The 14,104-nt window shown below is 62.4% G+C and carries 16 protein-coding genes; 8 read left to right on the top strand and 8 right to left on the bottom strand.

The genetic code is table 11. The annotated features are described in order from the left end of the window. Positions 1–79: 79 nt before the first annotated feature. Positions 80–553 (bottom strand): nuclear transport factor 2 family protein, encoded by a 474-nt coding sequence (locus tag NPS29_RS04625; RefSeq protein WP_274130999.1) that lies wholly within the window; start codon positions 551–553, stop codon positions 80–82. Positions 554–688: 135 nt separating this feature from the next. On the opposite strand from NPS29_RS04625, the gene NPS29_RS04620 reads away from it, so the two are divergent. After that, entirely contained in the window at positions 689–1,558 is an 870-nt protein-coding gene (locus NPS29_RS04620; RefSeq protein WP_274130997.1) for a LysR family transcriptional regulator, read from the top strand. 134 nt (positions 1,559–1,692) lie between these two features. Here NPS29_RS04620 and NPS29_RS04615 read toward each other — a convergent pair whose 3' ends face one another. Then, on the bottom strand, positions 1,693–2,859 hold the full coding sequence (locus NPS29_RS04615; RefSeq protein WP_274130995.1) for an MFS transporter: 1,167 nt from the start codon (positions 2,857–2,859) through the stop codon (positions 1,693–1,695). A gap of 95 nt (positions 2,860–2,954) precedes the next feature. Here NPS29_RS04615 and NPS29_RS04610 point away from each other — a divergent pair, with 95 nt between their 5' ends. The 5 genes from NPS29_RS04610 to NPS29_RS04590 all read left to right on the top strand — a co-directional run bounded on the left by NPS29_RS04610 (position 2,955) and on the right by NPS29_RS04590 (position 7,263). After that, positions 2,955–3,869 carry a LysR family transcriptional regulator gene (locus NPS29_RS04610; RefSeq protein WP_274130994.1) on the top strand — a complete coding sequence of 305 codons (915 nt, stop codon included), beginning with the start codon at positions 2,955–2,957 and terminating at the stop codon, positions 3,867–3,869. Between the two features lie 104 nt (positions 3,870–3,973). Next, positions 3,974–4,738 (top strand): hypothetical protein, encoded by a 765-nt coding sequence (locus NPS29_RS04605; protein ID WP_274130993.1) that lies wholly within the window; start codon positions 3,974–3,976, stop codon positions 4,736–4,738. A 39-nt stretch (positions 4,739–4,777) separates the two neighbouring features. Then, positions 4,778–5,221, top strand: coding sequence for a hypothetical protein (locus NPS29_RS04600; RefSeq protein WP_274130992.1), 444 nt, complete (start codon positions 4,778–4,780; stop codon positions 5,219–5,221). Between the two features lie 39 nt (positions 5,222–5,260). Further along, a complete protein-coding gene (locus tag NPS29_RS04595) occupies positions 5,261–5,926 on the top strand; it encodes a response regulator (RefSeq protein ID WP_274130990.1) in 666 nt (221 codons plus the stop codon). Beyond that, the gene (locus tag NPS29_RS04590; RefSeq protein WP_274130989.1) at positions 5,902–7,263 is read left to right on the top strand and encodes an ATP-binding protein; all 1,362 of its coding nucleotides are present in this window, start codon (positions 5,902–5,904) and stop codon (positions 7,261–7,263) included. The genes NPS29_RS04595 and NPS29_RS04590 overlap by 25 nt, the downstream gene beginning before the upstream one ends. Here NPS29_RS04590 and NPS29_RS04585 read toward each other — a convergent pair. Next, a complete protein-coding gene (locus NPS29_RS04585) occupies positions 7,251–7,760 on the bottom strand; it encodes a hypothetical protein (RefSeq protein ID WP_274130988.1) in 510 nt (169 codons plus the stop codon). The two genes, NPS29_RS04590 and NPS29_RS04585, sit on opposite strands and share 13 nt — an antisense overlap. A 124-nt stretch (positions 7,761–7,884) precedes the next feature. On the opposite strand from NPS29_RS04585, the gene NPS29_RS04580 reads away from it, so the two are divergent. Continuing rightward, a complete protein-coding gene (locus NPS29_RS04580) occupies positions 7,885–8,775 on the top strand; it encodes an AraC family transcriptional regulator (RefSeq protein WP_274130987.1) in 891 nt (296 codons plus the stop codon). A gap of 62 nt (positions 8,776–8,837) precedes the next feature. On the opposite strand, the gene NPS29_RS04575 is transcribed toward NPS29_RS04580, so the two are convergent. Both NPS29_RS04575 and NPS29_RS04570 read right to left on the bottom strand, forming a co-directional pair. Then, positions 8,838–9,398 carry a LysE family translocator gene (locus tag NPS29_RS04575; RefSeq protein ID WP_274130986.1) on the bottom strand — a complete coding sequence of 187 codons (561 nt, stop codon included), beginning with the start codon at positions 9,396–9,398 and terminating at the stop codon, positions 8,838–8,840. Between the two features lie 127 nt (positions 9,399–9,525). Continuing rightward, complete coding sequence (locus NPS29_RS04570; RefSeq protein ID WP_274130985.1) at positions 9,526–9,951, bottom strand: GNAT family N-acetyltransferase; 426 nt, start codon at positions 9,949–9,951, stop codon at positions 9,526–9,528. A 156-nt stretch (positions 9,952–10,107) separates the two neighbouring features. Here NPS29_RS04570 and NPS29_RS04565 point away from each other — a divergent pair, with 156 nt between their 5' ends. Next, positions 10,108–11,409, top strand: a complete 1,302-nt coding sequence (locus NPS29_RS04565; protein WP_274130984.1) for a tyrosine-type recombinase/integrase — start codon at positions 10,108–10,110, stop codon at positions 11,407–11,409. 27 nt (positions 11,410–11,436) lie between these two features. On the opposite strand, the gene NPS29_RS04560 is transcribed toward NPS29_RS04565, so the two are convergent. The 3 genes from NPS29_RS04560 to ansP form a co-directional block, all read right to left on the bottom strand. After that, positions 11,437–11,703 (bottom strand): type B 50S ribosomal protein L31, encoded by a 267-nt coding sequence (locus NPS29_RS04560; protein ID WP_274130983.1) that lies wholly within the window; start codon positions 11,701–11,703, stop codon positions 11,437–11,439. Between the two features lie 110 nt (positions 11,704–11,813). After that, entirely contained in the window at positions 11,814–12,410 is a 597-nt protein-coding gene (locus NPS29_RS04555; RefSeq protein WP_274130982.1) for a GNAT family N-acetyltransferase, read from the bottom strand. A 234-nt stretch (positions 12,411–12,644) separates the two neighbouring features. Then, on the bottom strand, positions 12,645–14,081 hold the full coding sequence (gene ansP / locus NPS29_RS04550; protein WP_274130981.1) for an L-asparagine permease: 1,437 nt from the start codon (positions 14,079–14,081) through the stop codon (positions 12,645–12,647). Positions 14,082–14,104 lie beyond the last annotated feature (23 nt).

Here is a 14,104-nt window from a genome sequence, read left to right as displayed (position 1 = left end):
CTCCATAGGCAACGGTGGCGAAACAAGGGGGGTGAATCGAGGCGGCGCATCGCGGGATGCGCCTTTGGATGCGCAACGTCTAGGTGCGCTCGAACGCTTCGGAGCCGGCGACAGGCTTCCAGTTCACCAGCGGTGTCAGGAAGTGCAATTCGAACCGCCGCGCGGTGAATCGCCAGTGCCCGTCGCGCCGTTCGAATCGGTCGTGATACAGGCCGCTGACCTGCACCGGCCCCTGCTCGACATCATGAAACAGACAGTCTGCGGCGACGGTGGCCGTCGCTGATCCCCCGTCGATGGTGATCATCGGGTTGGACATCCAGTGGTGCATGTGAGGCATCCGTTGCCAGTTCCTCTGGGCCATCGCCAGGATGTCCTCGGGACTTGTGCCGCCACCGAACCCCGGCAGGTCAAGGATGGCGTCGTCATGCCAGAGGGTGAGCAGCAGTTCGCTGTCCATCAGGTCGAAGGCGTTGGCGTAGCCGGAAATCAATGATTCGATTGCCGCGCGGCTTTCCAGTGCTTCCAGCCGTGCAGCCAGATGTTCAAGGGTCATGGTCAGGTCCTTGTGTGGGTGTTGGTGCAGCTGGACTGGATTTGTCTGCTGGCGGGGACCATTGTGAAAGCGCCGGGGTTGCGACGGGACTGCCATTGCTGCATCTTCGCCGTTCACTTTTGTACGAGGTACGCCATGGATTGGAATGACCTACGCGTCTTTCTGGCCATCGCCCGCGGCGGCTCCCTGGGCGCTGCCGCGAAACTGCTGGGCGTCAGCCACCCCACCGTGGGGCGGCGCCTGCATGTGCTTGAACAGGCCAGCGGTGAAGTGTTCTTCCGCCGCACGGCCACGGGGCTGGTGTTGACCGACAGCGGCGAGCGGATCTTCGAGCTGGCCGAGGACATGGAGCGCAGCGCCCTGACCATCGAGCGGCGTATCGCCGGTGAAAGCGACCAGCCGGAAGGCCTGTTGCGCATTTCATCGGCGGACTGGTTCGCCTGCTACGTGCTGGGACCGGTGTTGAGAGAGCTGCTTGTGCGTCATCCGCTGATCGTGCCCGAAGTGATCGCCGGGCACCGGCTGTTCGACCTGACACGCCGGGAGGCAGACATCGCCTTCAGGATCGTGCCATTCACCGAGCCCGACATCGTGCAGCGGCGATTGACCACCCTGAGCTACGGGCTGTACACAGGCGCCGGGCAAGCGTTCGAACCGGGTGCCGAGGGTGAAGGCATCGGGTTGATCACCATGAACACCGCCCAGGCCCACTACCCCGACGTGCTCTGGCTGCAGGAGCGGTTTCCCCAGGCCCGGATCACGTTCACCAGCAGCAGCCGCACGGTGCAGGCACGGATGAGCGCGCTGGGGCTCGGGGTGTGCGTGCTGCCAAGGGTGTTGGGGGATCAGTTGCCAGCCCTCAGAAGGCTGGACATCGGCCTGACGCCGCCAGGGCGCGACATCTGGATGGGGTATCACCACGACATGCGCCAGATGGACCGGCTGCGTGCGTTTGCGGATCTTGCGGGGGAGATGGTTGGCGAGGATCCGGGGCCTTCCTTGTAATGCGACAACGCTGCAACACCGTGCGCTGTGACAACGCGCACCTGTAGGAGTGAGCTTGCTCGCGATGGCAGCGTGTCAGTCAACATCTCTAACGCTGACACACCTCAATCGCGAGCAAGCTCACCCCTACAGGTTTAGGCTGGAGAATACCGCACGCCCCGTGCCCGCCAGGCGAACCCCAGCACCATCAACAACCCCAGGGCCGCCATCAGCGCACCCGCCAGCGAGATCGCCGGATAACCCAGCCCGGCATTGATCACCGCGCCACCGAGTGCCGCGCCGATGGCATTACCGAAGTTGAACGCGCCGATGTTCACCGCGGACGCCAGGTTCGGCGCATCCTTGGCCGCTTCCATCACGCGCATCTGCAGCGGCGGCACCAGGGCGAAACTGGCGACGCCCCAGATCAGAATCGCCACGGCGGCGGGCACAGGCCACTGCATCAGCACCGAGAACGCCAGCAGGACCAGGATCAGCACCACCAGTGAAACGATCAGGGTACGGTCGACCGAACGGTCTGCCGCCTTGCCGCCCCACATGTTGCCCAGCGTCAGGCCCACCCCGAACAGCACCAGCATGGCCGTGATGAAGGGGGTGGAAGCATGGGTTTCGCTGCTCAGGATCGGCGCGATGTAGGTAAACACCGTGAACATGGCGCCCGAGCCGACCACCGTCAGCGCCAGAGCTGCCAGCACAGGACCGCGGCCCAGCACGCGGATCTCGGCCAGCACGCCATCGCTTTTCGGCAGCGGCAGGTTGGGCAAGGCGTACCACAGCGCCGCCATGGCGACGAAACCAAGACCGGCAATGCCCCAGAACGCCGTGCGCCAGCCCAGCAACTCACCGAACCAACTGGCCAGCGGCACACCGCCGATGGTCGCCAGGGTAAGCCCCATGAACATGGCCGCCACGGCCCCTGCCCGTTTCTCGGGCGGCACTACGCTTGCGGCAACGATGGAACCGATGCCGAAAAACGCGCCGTGGTTGAGCGACGTTACGATCCGCGCGACCAGCAGGCTTTCATAGCTGGTGGCCATGGCCGACATCAGGTTGCCCAGGGTGAAGATCGCCATCAGGCCGATCAACAGGTAACGCCGTGGAATCTTGCCGGTGGTCAGGGTCATCAGGGGCGCGCCGATCAGCACGCCCAGTGCATAGGCGCTGACCAGCAGCCCGGCAGTGGGGATCGAGACGCCGAGGTCGGACGCAATACTGGGCAACATGCCCATGGGGGCGAACTCCGTCACGCCGATGCCGAAGGCACCGATCGAGAGGGCTACAAGGGGTGGATTGATTCGCATGAAATGGCTCCTTATCTATGCCGCAAATGCTACGATCATGGCTTTCGAGGCGGTAGAGCCCTTTCGGTACAAGCACTTTTGCGCACGAGGCACAAATGGACTTCAACGGCAGGTCAGGAGAAATGGAAGTGTTCGCCAGGGTGGCGCAGGCCGGAAGCCTGTCCGCCGCGGCGCGGGCACTGGGGCTGACACCCTCGGCAGTGAGCCGGATCATCGCGCGCACCGAGCAGCGCATTGGCACGCGCCTGCTGTTGCGCACCACCCGCGCCATCACCCTAACCGCCGAAGGTGAAGCGTATCTGCGAGGCGCGCGGCGCATCCTCGCGGACATGGACGAAGTCGAGCAGGCCATCGCCAGCCAAGGCGTGCCCCGTGGCCGGCTGCGAGTCAGCGCTTCATTGGCCCACGGTCGGCTGGCCATCGTGCCGCTGGTGGCGGCCTTCACTGCGCTCTACCCGGAAATCCTGGTGGATTTGACCCTGGGCGATGAAGTCGTCGACATCCTCGCCGGCCAGGCCGACGTCGCGGTGCGCTTCGGCTATTTGCCGGACAGTCCCTTGAGCGCCCGCTGCATCGGCGAAACCGGCCAGGTGATCGTCGCCTCGCCCGAATACCTGGAACGCCACGGTACGCCCCGGGAGCCCGAAGACCTGATCGGCCACAACTGCCTGCGCTTCAATTTCCGCAGGGCCGCGCCGGACTGGCCATTTCGGCGCGATGGTCGCGACTTCTCCCTGAAAATCTCCGGCACCATCGCCTGCAGCAGCGGCGAAGCCCTGGCGCAGATGGCCAGGCTCGGCGCCGGCATCGCCCGGATTGGCGCGTTCACGGTGGTCGACGAGATCGAACGCGGAGAGCTGGTGCCGCTGTTGGAAGACTTCAATCCCGGCGACCGTGAGCCGATTCACGCCGTGTTCGTCGGCGGCTCTACGATGAGCGCCAGGGTCAGGGTGTTCGTGGACTTTCTGCTGGAGCATCACCGGGACGGTCGGTATTCCATCATCACCTGATACCCAGGATCCATTCCCGGCAACGTCCTCAGTCACAGCTAAGTTTCACCCCGTAACTTCTCCCCTGCGCCACTTGCAGCGCAGTCCATGGAGAAGTGATCCCGATGAATCCCTCAATAGCCGGTTGGCTCAATAAAGTCCCCGAAGTCACCCTGTCGTTCTGGGTCATCAAGATCATGTCGACCACGGTCGGCGAAACCTTCGCTGACTTTCTCGCCGTCGATGCCGGTCTGGGTGCGGGTGTCACGACCGTCGGGATGGCGACGCTGCTCGCCATTGCCCTGTTCGCCCAACTGCGCACTCGTGCCTACACCCCTTGGATCTACTGGCTCACGGTGGTGCTAGTGAGCATCGTCGGCACCCAGATCACCGATGTGCTGACCGACATGCTAGACGTCAGCCTCTACACCAGCACAGCGGTGTTTTCGGTGCTGCTGGCCGCGACATTCACGGTCTGGTACCGGACTGAACGCACACTGTCGATCCACGAAATCGTCACCCCCAGACGCGAGTTGTTCTACTGGGCAACCGTGCTCTGCACCTTCGCCCTGGGCACGGCGGCCGGGGATCTGGCCACCGAAGCGTTGGGTCTGGGCTTCACCCTGGGCGTCGGCATTTTCGGGGTGCTGCTGGCTGCGACATTCGCTGCCTGGCGCATGGGCGGCAACGCCGTGCTGACCTTCTGGATCGGCTACATCCTGACCCGCCCCTTCGGCGCCTCCCTGGGTGATCTGCTCACCCAGGCCAAGACCTACGGCGGCCTGGGCATGGGCGCCACCTGGACCAGCGCCATCTTTCTCTGCGTGATCCTGATGCTGGTGACCGTTGCCCAGATCAGCGTCGGCAACCGTAAACACGTCACTCAATAACCCGCTCTATCCACTCTTACGCCCTTCAAAGGAAATACCATGCGCTACATCAAAAACGCTATCCGCCATGTCGCCATCGTGACTTCTATCTTCCTGCTGACTGTTGCAGCGGGCTGCTCCAAGCCTGCCGACAAGCCCACCCCTGCGCCGAACGCCAACGCTTCGCAGACCGGTACCGGGCAAAGCAGCGCTTCGAAACTGGGGGATCTGTCCGGCTTTCGCGCCATTGCCGCCGAGGTTGCGGACCTGGTAGACAAAAATGACCTGCCAGGGGCGAAAACCAGAATCAAGGACCTTGAATCGAGCTGGGATTCGGCCGAAGCCGGCATCAAGCCTCGCGCCGCCGGTGACTGGCACGTACTGGACAAGGCCATCGACCGGGCCCTCTCCGCACTGCGCGCCAGCAGCCCGAACCAGGCCGTGTGCAAGGCAGCGATGGATGACCTGATGAAGGCGTTCGACTCCCTGCAGGGAAAACCATAAGCTGCGTAATCCCCTCTCGCCCATCATCGGAGACACACAGTGCGGATACTCCTGGTCGAAGACGATCCGATGATTGGAGAAGCCATCGAGGGCGCGCTCAAGGACGCAAGCTACGCGTGCGACTGGGTCAGGGACGGCCTGATCGCCCTCGCCGCCCTCAACACCCAGCACTACGATCTGGTGCTGCTGGACCTGGGCCTGCCGGGCAAGGACGGGCAAGCAGTTCTGGCCAGCATCCGTGGCCAGAACAACCCGGTGCCCTTGCTCATCATCACCGCCCGCGACAGCCTCGATGAACGCCTTCGCGGGCTCGATGGGGGCGCCGACGACTACCTGCTCAAACCCTTCGAAATGGCGGAACTGCTGGCCCGCATGCGCGCCGTATTGCGCCGCAAAGGCGGTAATGCCATGCCGCTGCTGGGTAACGGGGTCGTGTCACTGGACCCCAGTTCCAAAGAGGCCTGCGCCGAAGGCTGCGCCCCCGTGCAGCTTTCCAACCGGGAGTTCGCCCTGCTCCACGCGCTGCTGATTCGCCCCGGCGCTATCCTTTCCCGTGCCGATCTCGAAGACCGCATCTACGGCTGGGGCAACGAAGTGGAAAGCAACGCCGTGGAATTCCTGATCCACTCCCTGCGCCGCAAACTGGGCAGCCACGTCATCAAGAACGTCAGAGGTGTGGGATGGATGGTCTCAAAAAACGCCTGAGTGAATCGGTACAACTCAGGCTGTCGATGGCCCTGTCCGTGGCCATTCTGCTGGTCGCCATCGCCGCCGGGGTGTTCGCCTTTGTCTCGGCGTTCGATGAAGCCCATGAAATGCAGGACGACACCCTGCGTCAGGTGGCGGTGCTGTTCGACCGCCAGCAGATGACCCTGCAGTACCCGCTCCATGGCGTTATCGAGGGTGACGACGAAGAATCCCGGGTCACCATTCAGTACCTCGCCGACGGCAGCAAGGCGCCTGCCAGCAGCGACGCTGGAACCCCCTTGCCGTTGCCGACGACATTGCCCGACGGCATCAGCACGCTGGACGTTGGCGGCGAGCCGTTTCGCGTGCTGGTCAGGACCACCACCCGCGGCGAACGCATCGCGGTCGCGCAGGAAACCGGCGCCCGTGACAGCGATGCTCGTGAAAGCGCCTGGCGAAGTCTGCTGCCCTTTCTGATCCTGTTTCCCGTGTTGCTGCTGGTGGTGAGCGATCTGGTGCGCAAGCTGTTCCGCCCCATCGCCACCCTCTCGGCGGAAATCGACCAGCGCGCCGAGCAGGCCCTGCATCCCATCGACGAACAGCATTTGCCGACCGAAATCAGGCCGTTCGTGGTCGCGATCAACCGCCTGCTGGGCCGCGTCAGGCAATCCATGGAGGCCCAGGGCAGATTCGTCGCCGATGCCGCCCACGAACTTCGCTCGCCACTCACCGCGCTTTCGTTGCAGGCCGAACGACTGGCCAGCGCCGAGATGCCAGAGCTGGCCCGTGAACGTCTCACCACGCTGCGCCGTGGCATTGAGCGCGGGCGTAACCTGGTCGATCAGTTGCTGGACCTTGCCAAGGCGCAAACAGGCTCGACGCCGCAGCCTTCGGTGGTTTCGGTACATGCGGTATACCGGCATGTACTGGAGGACTTGCTGACACAGGCAGAGGCCAGACAGATCGATATCGGCGTCGAAGGTGAGCAAGACGCACAGGTTCTGATACCTGAAATCGAGCTGACCATGCTGGTGAAGAACCTGGTCGATAACGCGATTCGCTACACGCCCGCCGGCGGCCGGGTCGACCTCTCGGTAAACTTCGAACAGGGCTTCGCGTGTTTGCAGATAAAGGACTCAGGCCCGGGCATTGCAGTTAACGAACGCGAGCGCGTCTTCGATCCGTTCTACCGCACCCTGGGCAGCGAACAGCGCGGATCCGGGCTTGGCCTGTCCATCGTCCAGGCCATCGCCCAACGTGCCGGCGCCATCGTTACCCTGGGGTTTTCCAACGAGCAACTGGGCCAAGGCCTGTGCGTGTCGGTCCGCCTGAAGCTGCATGGTCAGGCGCGCTGAGGTTTGGCGCCAGATGGCACGCCTTGCCAGCCTTTTCGCAGAAACACCACCTGGGCCGCCACGCCAACGATCAGCACAAGGGCGATCAACCCCAGTGCGCCTTTGAGCAACGGCGAATTCGGGTCGGTGACGATGGGATGACCATCTGGAACCCGGCGCAGGGTCTCCGAGACGGTCGGCACCATCAGGAAGAACACTGTCAGGCTCAGCAGGATGGTTTCAAGGTATATCCCCGCACGGCCCAGCCAGGCAATGAAGCCCACTCCGTAACCCGCGAGCAGCAGCACCAGTGTGACCGCGCCGATCACCGGGCTGATGGGTTGATGCGCCACCAGAAACACCGTGCAGGCGCCGATCAGCATCGAGACGAAGTAGGCAACGCCTGCGCCCGAGCGCGGCACGATGCGCCCGTGCCGAATCAGCATCCAGGCGGCCAGAGGGATGGCAGGCAGGCTGCCCAGTGTGTGTACCCAGCCAAGGGCAGAGATCCCGAACATTCGATTATTCCTTTTTTGTCTGGATGATAGGCATAGCGCACGGAGCGGTGTGCAGTTGCCGATCAGCCCTGCGAAAGGGTTATGATTTCACGGTTCAGACTATTGAAGACGCGGCCGGACTGACATGACGGATTTACTCGAAAACTTGACCATTCTTCCGGAAATGCAGTTGGAAGGCCTGGCCACCGGCGATCTGCTCTCGCAGGTACTGGCGCAGATTCGCCTGACCGGGGATCGCGTCTACTCCACCACACAGGCTTTGGGTCAGCGTCTGGAGCTGGACGAAAAAAGCTCGCACATCTGCGTCTTGCAACAGGGCCAGTTGCGCATTGAAGGCCCCGACGGGCATGGGCAGTTGATCGAGCAAGGCGACATTCTGCTGCTGCCCCATGATCCGTCATCCCTGAGTATTACCACCACAATGGGGCCGGCCGCGCTGGTGATCTGCCGCTTCTGGTTCGACGCCAGCAGCTTCCAGGCCATGCTGTTCGCCATGCCGTGGCTGATCCACGTCAGGCGCGCCGAAGCCGCCGCCTGGTCGGACGGCATCCTGCATTTCATGCTGATCGAGGCCAACGACACGCAACCTGGCGGCGCGTTGATGATTTCCCGTCTGATCGACCTTACCGTCATTCGCATCCTGCGCACCTGGGTGCAGCACGGCATGGCCTCGGGCTGGCTGGGCGGTTTGTCCGATGCGCGCATCGCCAGAACCCTCAAAGCCATCCACGAAAAACCCGGTCAACAATGGCGCATCGACGCACTGGCCAGCGTCGCCGGCATGTCACGCTCAAGCTTCTGCGAACGCTTCACCGCGCTGGTGGGGCGCTCACCGCTGCGCTATCAGAATGAGTGGCGACTGACCCTGGCGAAAACCATGCTGGCCCGGCACGACAGCCGCATCGGCGAGGTGGGGTTCGCTATCGGCTACGAATCCGAAGCGGCATTCAGCCGCGCCTACAAGGCGTTTTTTGGCCGCTCGCCACGGGACGACAACAACCAGGCCCTGCCCTAGCGCTGCTGAAAAGCGATCTTCAGTCCCAGTGCCATGAACATCGTGCCGATGATTTTTCCCTCCTATCGACGCAGCCCGGCAAGGCCCTGGATCGCCTGGCTCAAGGGGCGAATGGCGAGGGCCAGGAGGCTGGTGTAGGTAGCGCTCAGACCTGAAAAGATCAGACCAAGCACTGCAAATTGCAGGAACGACGAACCGGAAGCCGGGTGGATGAATTGCGGCAGGAACGCCAGGAAAAAGATCGCCGTCTTGGGGTTCAGCACCTCGGCGCCGATTGCCTGGAAAAACGCCTGGGCCGGCGTCACCGCGCTCAGTTGTGCTTTGGAATCTCCGCCTGATCTGGACATGAACGCCCGCACGCCCAGATAGATCAGGTAGCAGGCGCCGACCAGTTTCACCACGTTGAAGGCGGTGGCCGAGGTCATCAGGATCGCCGACAGCCCCAGTGCCGCGCAGAGGGTGTGGATCAGATCGCCCGCGGCAACGCCCAGCCCGGTGGCGATACCCACCTTGCGCCCACCCTGCACGGTGCGCGTCATCACCAGCAGCACCGCCGGCCCGGGTATCAGGAACAGTCCCAACACGACGGCTACGTAGGTCAGCAAGGAGCTCAGGTCGAACATGGCGGGTGATCTCGATGGGGGGCGCGAACGCCAGTAATCCTGATCCGAACACCGAACGCAAGCTGTCTGTAATTCCCGGTTGATCGGGTGTCCTGGCACACGTATTCGGTGGGATCAGCCGATCCTTTCAATCCAGTCGTTTCTGCATGAAAAACCGCTGATGCCCCGGCGGAAAATCATCCAGCGTTCCAAACTTGCTGAAGCCCAGTCGCTCGTAGAAGGACGGTGCCTGGAAATCAAAGGTGTCGAGCCAGAGACCGACGCAGCCTCTTTCCCGGGCGACCTCTTCAGCCATCGCGATCAGCCGTGAGCCAGTGCCTTGACCTTGGGTTTGCTCAGGTATCGCAAGCAGTTCGATGAAAAACCAGCGATAGAATATCTCTCCATACAGGCCTCCGATAATTTCTTCGGTCTCCTCATCACGGACCACCAGAGCGATTGTCTCGGGCTTCGGATCACCGGCCCGAGACAGGTTATGCGCCCGCAATGGCTTGAGGATGGCTGCACGTGCGTCATCTGCCGGATCGACCATCATTTCTATACGCGTCATCATCGCTAATCCTTTAGGTACTCACATTGATAGGGTAAAACGGCCCGCAGCTGCCTGCGCTTCTCGCGATGCGCTCGCAACCTTGAAAAGATACAATAAATTCAATGATTTATTTCTGTTGTTCATTTCCCATATGTCGCCCCAGCCAAGGGAATCTCAATGTCTGCGCCTGCCACTCCCCACCCGCTGTTTGAAACCTATGCCCGGTTCGGCGAGCTGAATTTCAGCTCCCTGAAAGAAGAACTTGCGGCCATCACCGATTACCTTGGGCAGTTTCCCGAACAGGCGCAGGCGGTCGAGGGCTACCGGGCGGTGCGCAGTTTTCTCAAATCCTATGCGGGCAACGAGGCAACGTTCAATTCCTACCGCACCCACGTCGAGCGCTTGCTGTTGTGGGCGCTGCTCAAGGCGCGGATTCCCTTGCTGGAAATGCGCCGTACCCACGCCGAGAGTTTCATGGAGTTTTGCCTGGCGCCTGACCCCGCCTGGGTCGGCCCGGTGGTCAAGTCGCGTTTCAATCGTATCGGGGCGCGCAAGAAATCGAGCAGCGATACCTACGTGCTCAACCCCGAATGGCGCCCGTTCAGCCAGACGGTGTCCAAGGAAGAACGCAAACGCGCCAAGGAACAGAATCGCCCTGCGCAACTGGACGCCTACAAGCTCGCCCAGGGTTCTATCGCGCAGATTTTTGCGGTGTGCGGGAGTTTCTTTCAGCACGCCACCGATGAGGGCTTCTGCGAGCAGAACCCGTTTCGGGCGGTCAAGCAGAAGAGCAAATACAAGCAGCGCAATACCGACGACCAGGACACCCGCATCCTGACCTCGCTGCAATGGGATTTCGTGCTGGAAACCGCCGAGCAACTGGCTGCGGCCGATGCCCGGTACGAGCGCACGCTGTTCATCGTTGCAACGATTTTCGCCATGTACCTGCGGGTTTCCGATCTGGTCGGGCGTGACAACTGGAAGCCGACCATGGGCGACCTGCGCAAAGACAACGCGGGCAACTGGTGGTATCACGTGGTCGGCAAAGGCAACAAGGCGGGCAAGATCAGCGTGCGCGACGACTACGTCGAGAACTATCTGAAACGCTGGCGGCTGCACCAGGGCCTCTCGCCCCTGCCCGGCTTTCGTGAAAGCACGCCGCTGATCGCGACCCAGCGTGGCCGTGCGGGGCTGTCGGACCGGCACATCCGCGTTTTATTGCAAGAGGTGTTCGACCGTGCGCTTGCGCGCATGCAGGCCGAGAACTGGGCGGACGAGGACGTCAGCCGGCTGCGCGCGGCGTCGCTGCACTGGTTGCGCCACACCTCGGCTACCTTCGATGCGCCCCATCGCGACATGAAGGATTTGCAGATCGACCTGCGCCACAACAGCCTGAGCACCACGCAGAACGTCTACTACAACTCCGAAGACGAAAAACGCGCCTACTCGGTCAAGCGCCTGGCGATGAAAGAGCGATAGCCGGCGTTATCGCTCCCGGGCCGGTCTTCAGCCCTTCTTGCCGCCAGAACCAAAGGCGGCGAAGCGCTTGTTGAAACCTGCGATACGGCCTTCGGTGGTGGCCTGGCGCTGCTGACCGGTGTAGATCGGATGCGAGGCGCTGGACACATCGAGGGCGACGTATGGGTAGGTGTTGCCGTCGGTGTGCTGGTGGGTACGGTCGGTGTCGGCGGTCGAACCAATGAGGAAGTACACATCGGCGGCGGTGTCGTGGAACAGCACGGTGCGGTATGCGGGGTGAATATTCGGCTTCATGATGGTCTCCAGGATTGGATATCGATAGATACGTTATACTGTATCTTTTTGATATTTTCAAGGCGCCCCCCCCCGGGTGGGTGGTTGCGCCGTTTGTGTACATCCGGGCGTTAGTGGCGCCGAAAGACGAAGCTGTCGCTGCCGTCTGGCTCGACCGCTTGAAGAGTCTCCACCTGCGTGAAGCCGACGGACTTTGCCAGACGCTGGCTTGCGGTGTTGGCGCTGGCGGTGGTCAGATACAGAGACTGGCCCTCAAGCAACACCAACAACGCCGCCAGGGCCTCCTTCATCAGGCCTTGGCCGGCATGGCGCTGGTTGGCCCAGTAGCCGATTTCGAAATCTTCATTCGCAGTCGGCCCGGGCATCAATCCGATGCAGCCGACAATCTCCGGGGCGCCGTTGCGCGGCAGGACGAGGTAGCGCTTTTCGGCACCGCAGCGGAAAAAATCCCTGGCGGCCAGTTCCAGGCTTTCAGCGGCTTGTTCCAGCGTCCAGTGGGGCTGGCTCCAGGCGAGGAATTCCCGGTGCAGGGTGTAACTGGCGTTCAGGGCGCAGGCCAGGGCCTCGGCGTGGCGGACGTCAGCCGGCACCAGGCGCAACCGTTCGGTGACGAGGGTCAATGGCACCCGTACTTCGGGCGCCAGGCTGTGCGCCCAGATGACGCCCGGATGTGTCAGGGCGGGGATAGATGAAGGTGGTGAATCCATGCTCACAGAAGCTCCTTGGGTTAGTCGCCCCTAATGTAGGAGCGCTCGCCTTCGGCTGCAATGGACCTGACACATCAACCCTGAGCACGCCGCGAAACTGTAGGAGCGCGCTTGCCCGCGACAGGGCCGTGTAAGGCGCCGGCGATGCGACCGGTACACCGCAGTCCCGGGCAAGCGCGCTCCTACAGGGCGATGGCCGCAACCGCTCGCGGTGGCTTTGCGGTGATTACCGACTCATGCATCGCCAACCGGGCTCGCAGCCGGCGCAGTATCCACCGATGCCGAACGCCGCCGCGTCAGGTACCAACCTATGGTCAACCCCACTGCCAGCACCGGGATCATCGCAATGGTCCAGGTCCCGCTCGGATAATCGAACGCCATCAGCACCAACACTGCCGCCAGGAATCCCATGGTGGCCCAGGAGGTATACGGCGCCCACGGCATCTTGAAGGTCACATCCGGCAGTTCACCGCGCTTGACCGCCTGGCGAAAGCGGATCTGACACATCACGATGAAGCCCCAGGTGGTCACGATCCCCAGCGAGGCCACGTTCAACACGATCTCGAACGCCTGGGCCGGAACGATGTAATTGAGCGGCACGCCAATCGCGATCACCGCGACGGTCACCAGGATCCCGCCGTAAGGCACACCACGGCTGTTCATTCGCGAAACGTACTTGGGTGCAGAGCCACCCATCGCCAGGGAACGCAGGATGCGACCGGTCGAATACAGCCCCGAGTTGAGGCTCGACATGGCTGCGGTGAGCACCACGATGTTCATCACGCTGCCCATGTACGGCACGCCCAGCTTGCCGAAAAAGGTCACGAACGGACTCTCTCCTGCGCTGTACGCCGTCCACGGCAGCAGCAAGGTCAGCAGCACCACGGAGCCCACATAGAACAGGCCGATTCGCCACATGATGGAATTGATCGCCTTGGGCAAGACCTTGCGCGGATCCGCCGTTTCTCCGGCAGCCACGCCCACCAGTTCGATGCTGGCATAGGCGAAGATCACCCCCTGAATGATCAGCACCGCAGGCACCAGCCCGTGAGGAAACACACCTCCGTTGTCGGTAATCAGATGCAGCCCCGTGGCGTGCCCGTCAATCGGGTGGCCGCTGGCGAGAAAGACCGTCCCTACGATCAGAAACAGGCTGATGGTGAGCACTTTGATCAACGAGAACCAGAACTCCATCTCGCCGAAGTACTTGACGCCGATCATGTTCAGGACCGTGACAATCCCCAGTGAGCCCAGCGCAAACAGCCACTGCGGCGCGTCGGCAAACGCGCCCCAGTACTTCATGTAGATGGCAATCGCCGTGATATCGACGATGCCGGTGGTTGCCCACACCAGGTAATACATCCAGCCGGCAACGTAGGAGGAACGCTCGCCGAGAAACTCCCGGGCGTAGGATACAAAGCTGCCCGTGGTGGGGCGGTGCATCACCAGCTCACCCAGTGCACGCATGATGAAAAAGGCAAACACGCCGCAGACCAGGTACACCACCGCCAGCGCCGGCCCGGCCATTTGCAGGCGTGCCCCTGCGCCCAGGAACAGGCCGGTGCCGATGGCGCCGCCCATGGCAATCATGTGTACGTGTCGGGATTTGAGCTTCTTTTCGTATCCGCTTTCGTGGGAAGCGAACAGGTCTTCATTGCGGACATGCTTCATGAGCGTCTCCAGGTGCGTGCTTC

The organism is Pseudomonas putida, assembly GCF_028682175.1.
Taxonomy (GTDB): Bacteria; Pseudomonadota; Gammaproteobacteria; order Pseudomonadales; family Pseudomonadaceae; genus Aquipseudomonas; species Aquipseudomonas putida_AD.
This window is presented reverse-complemented; position numbering and strand designations above follow the sequence as displayed.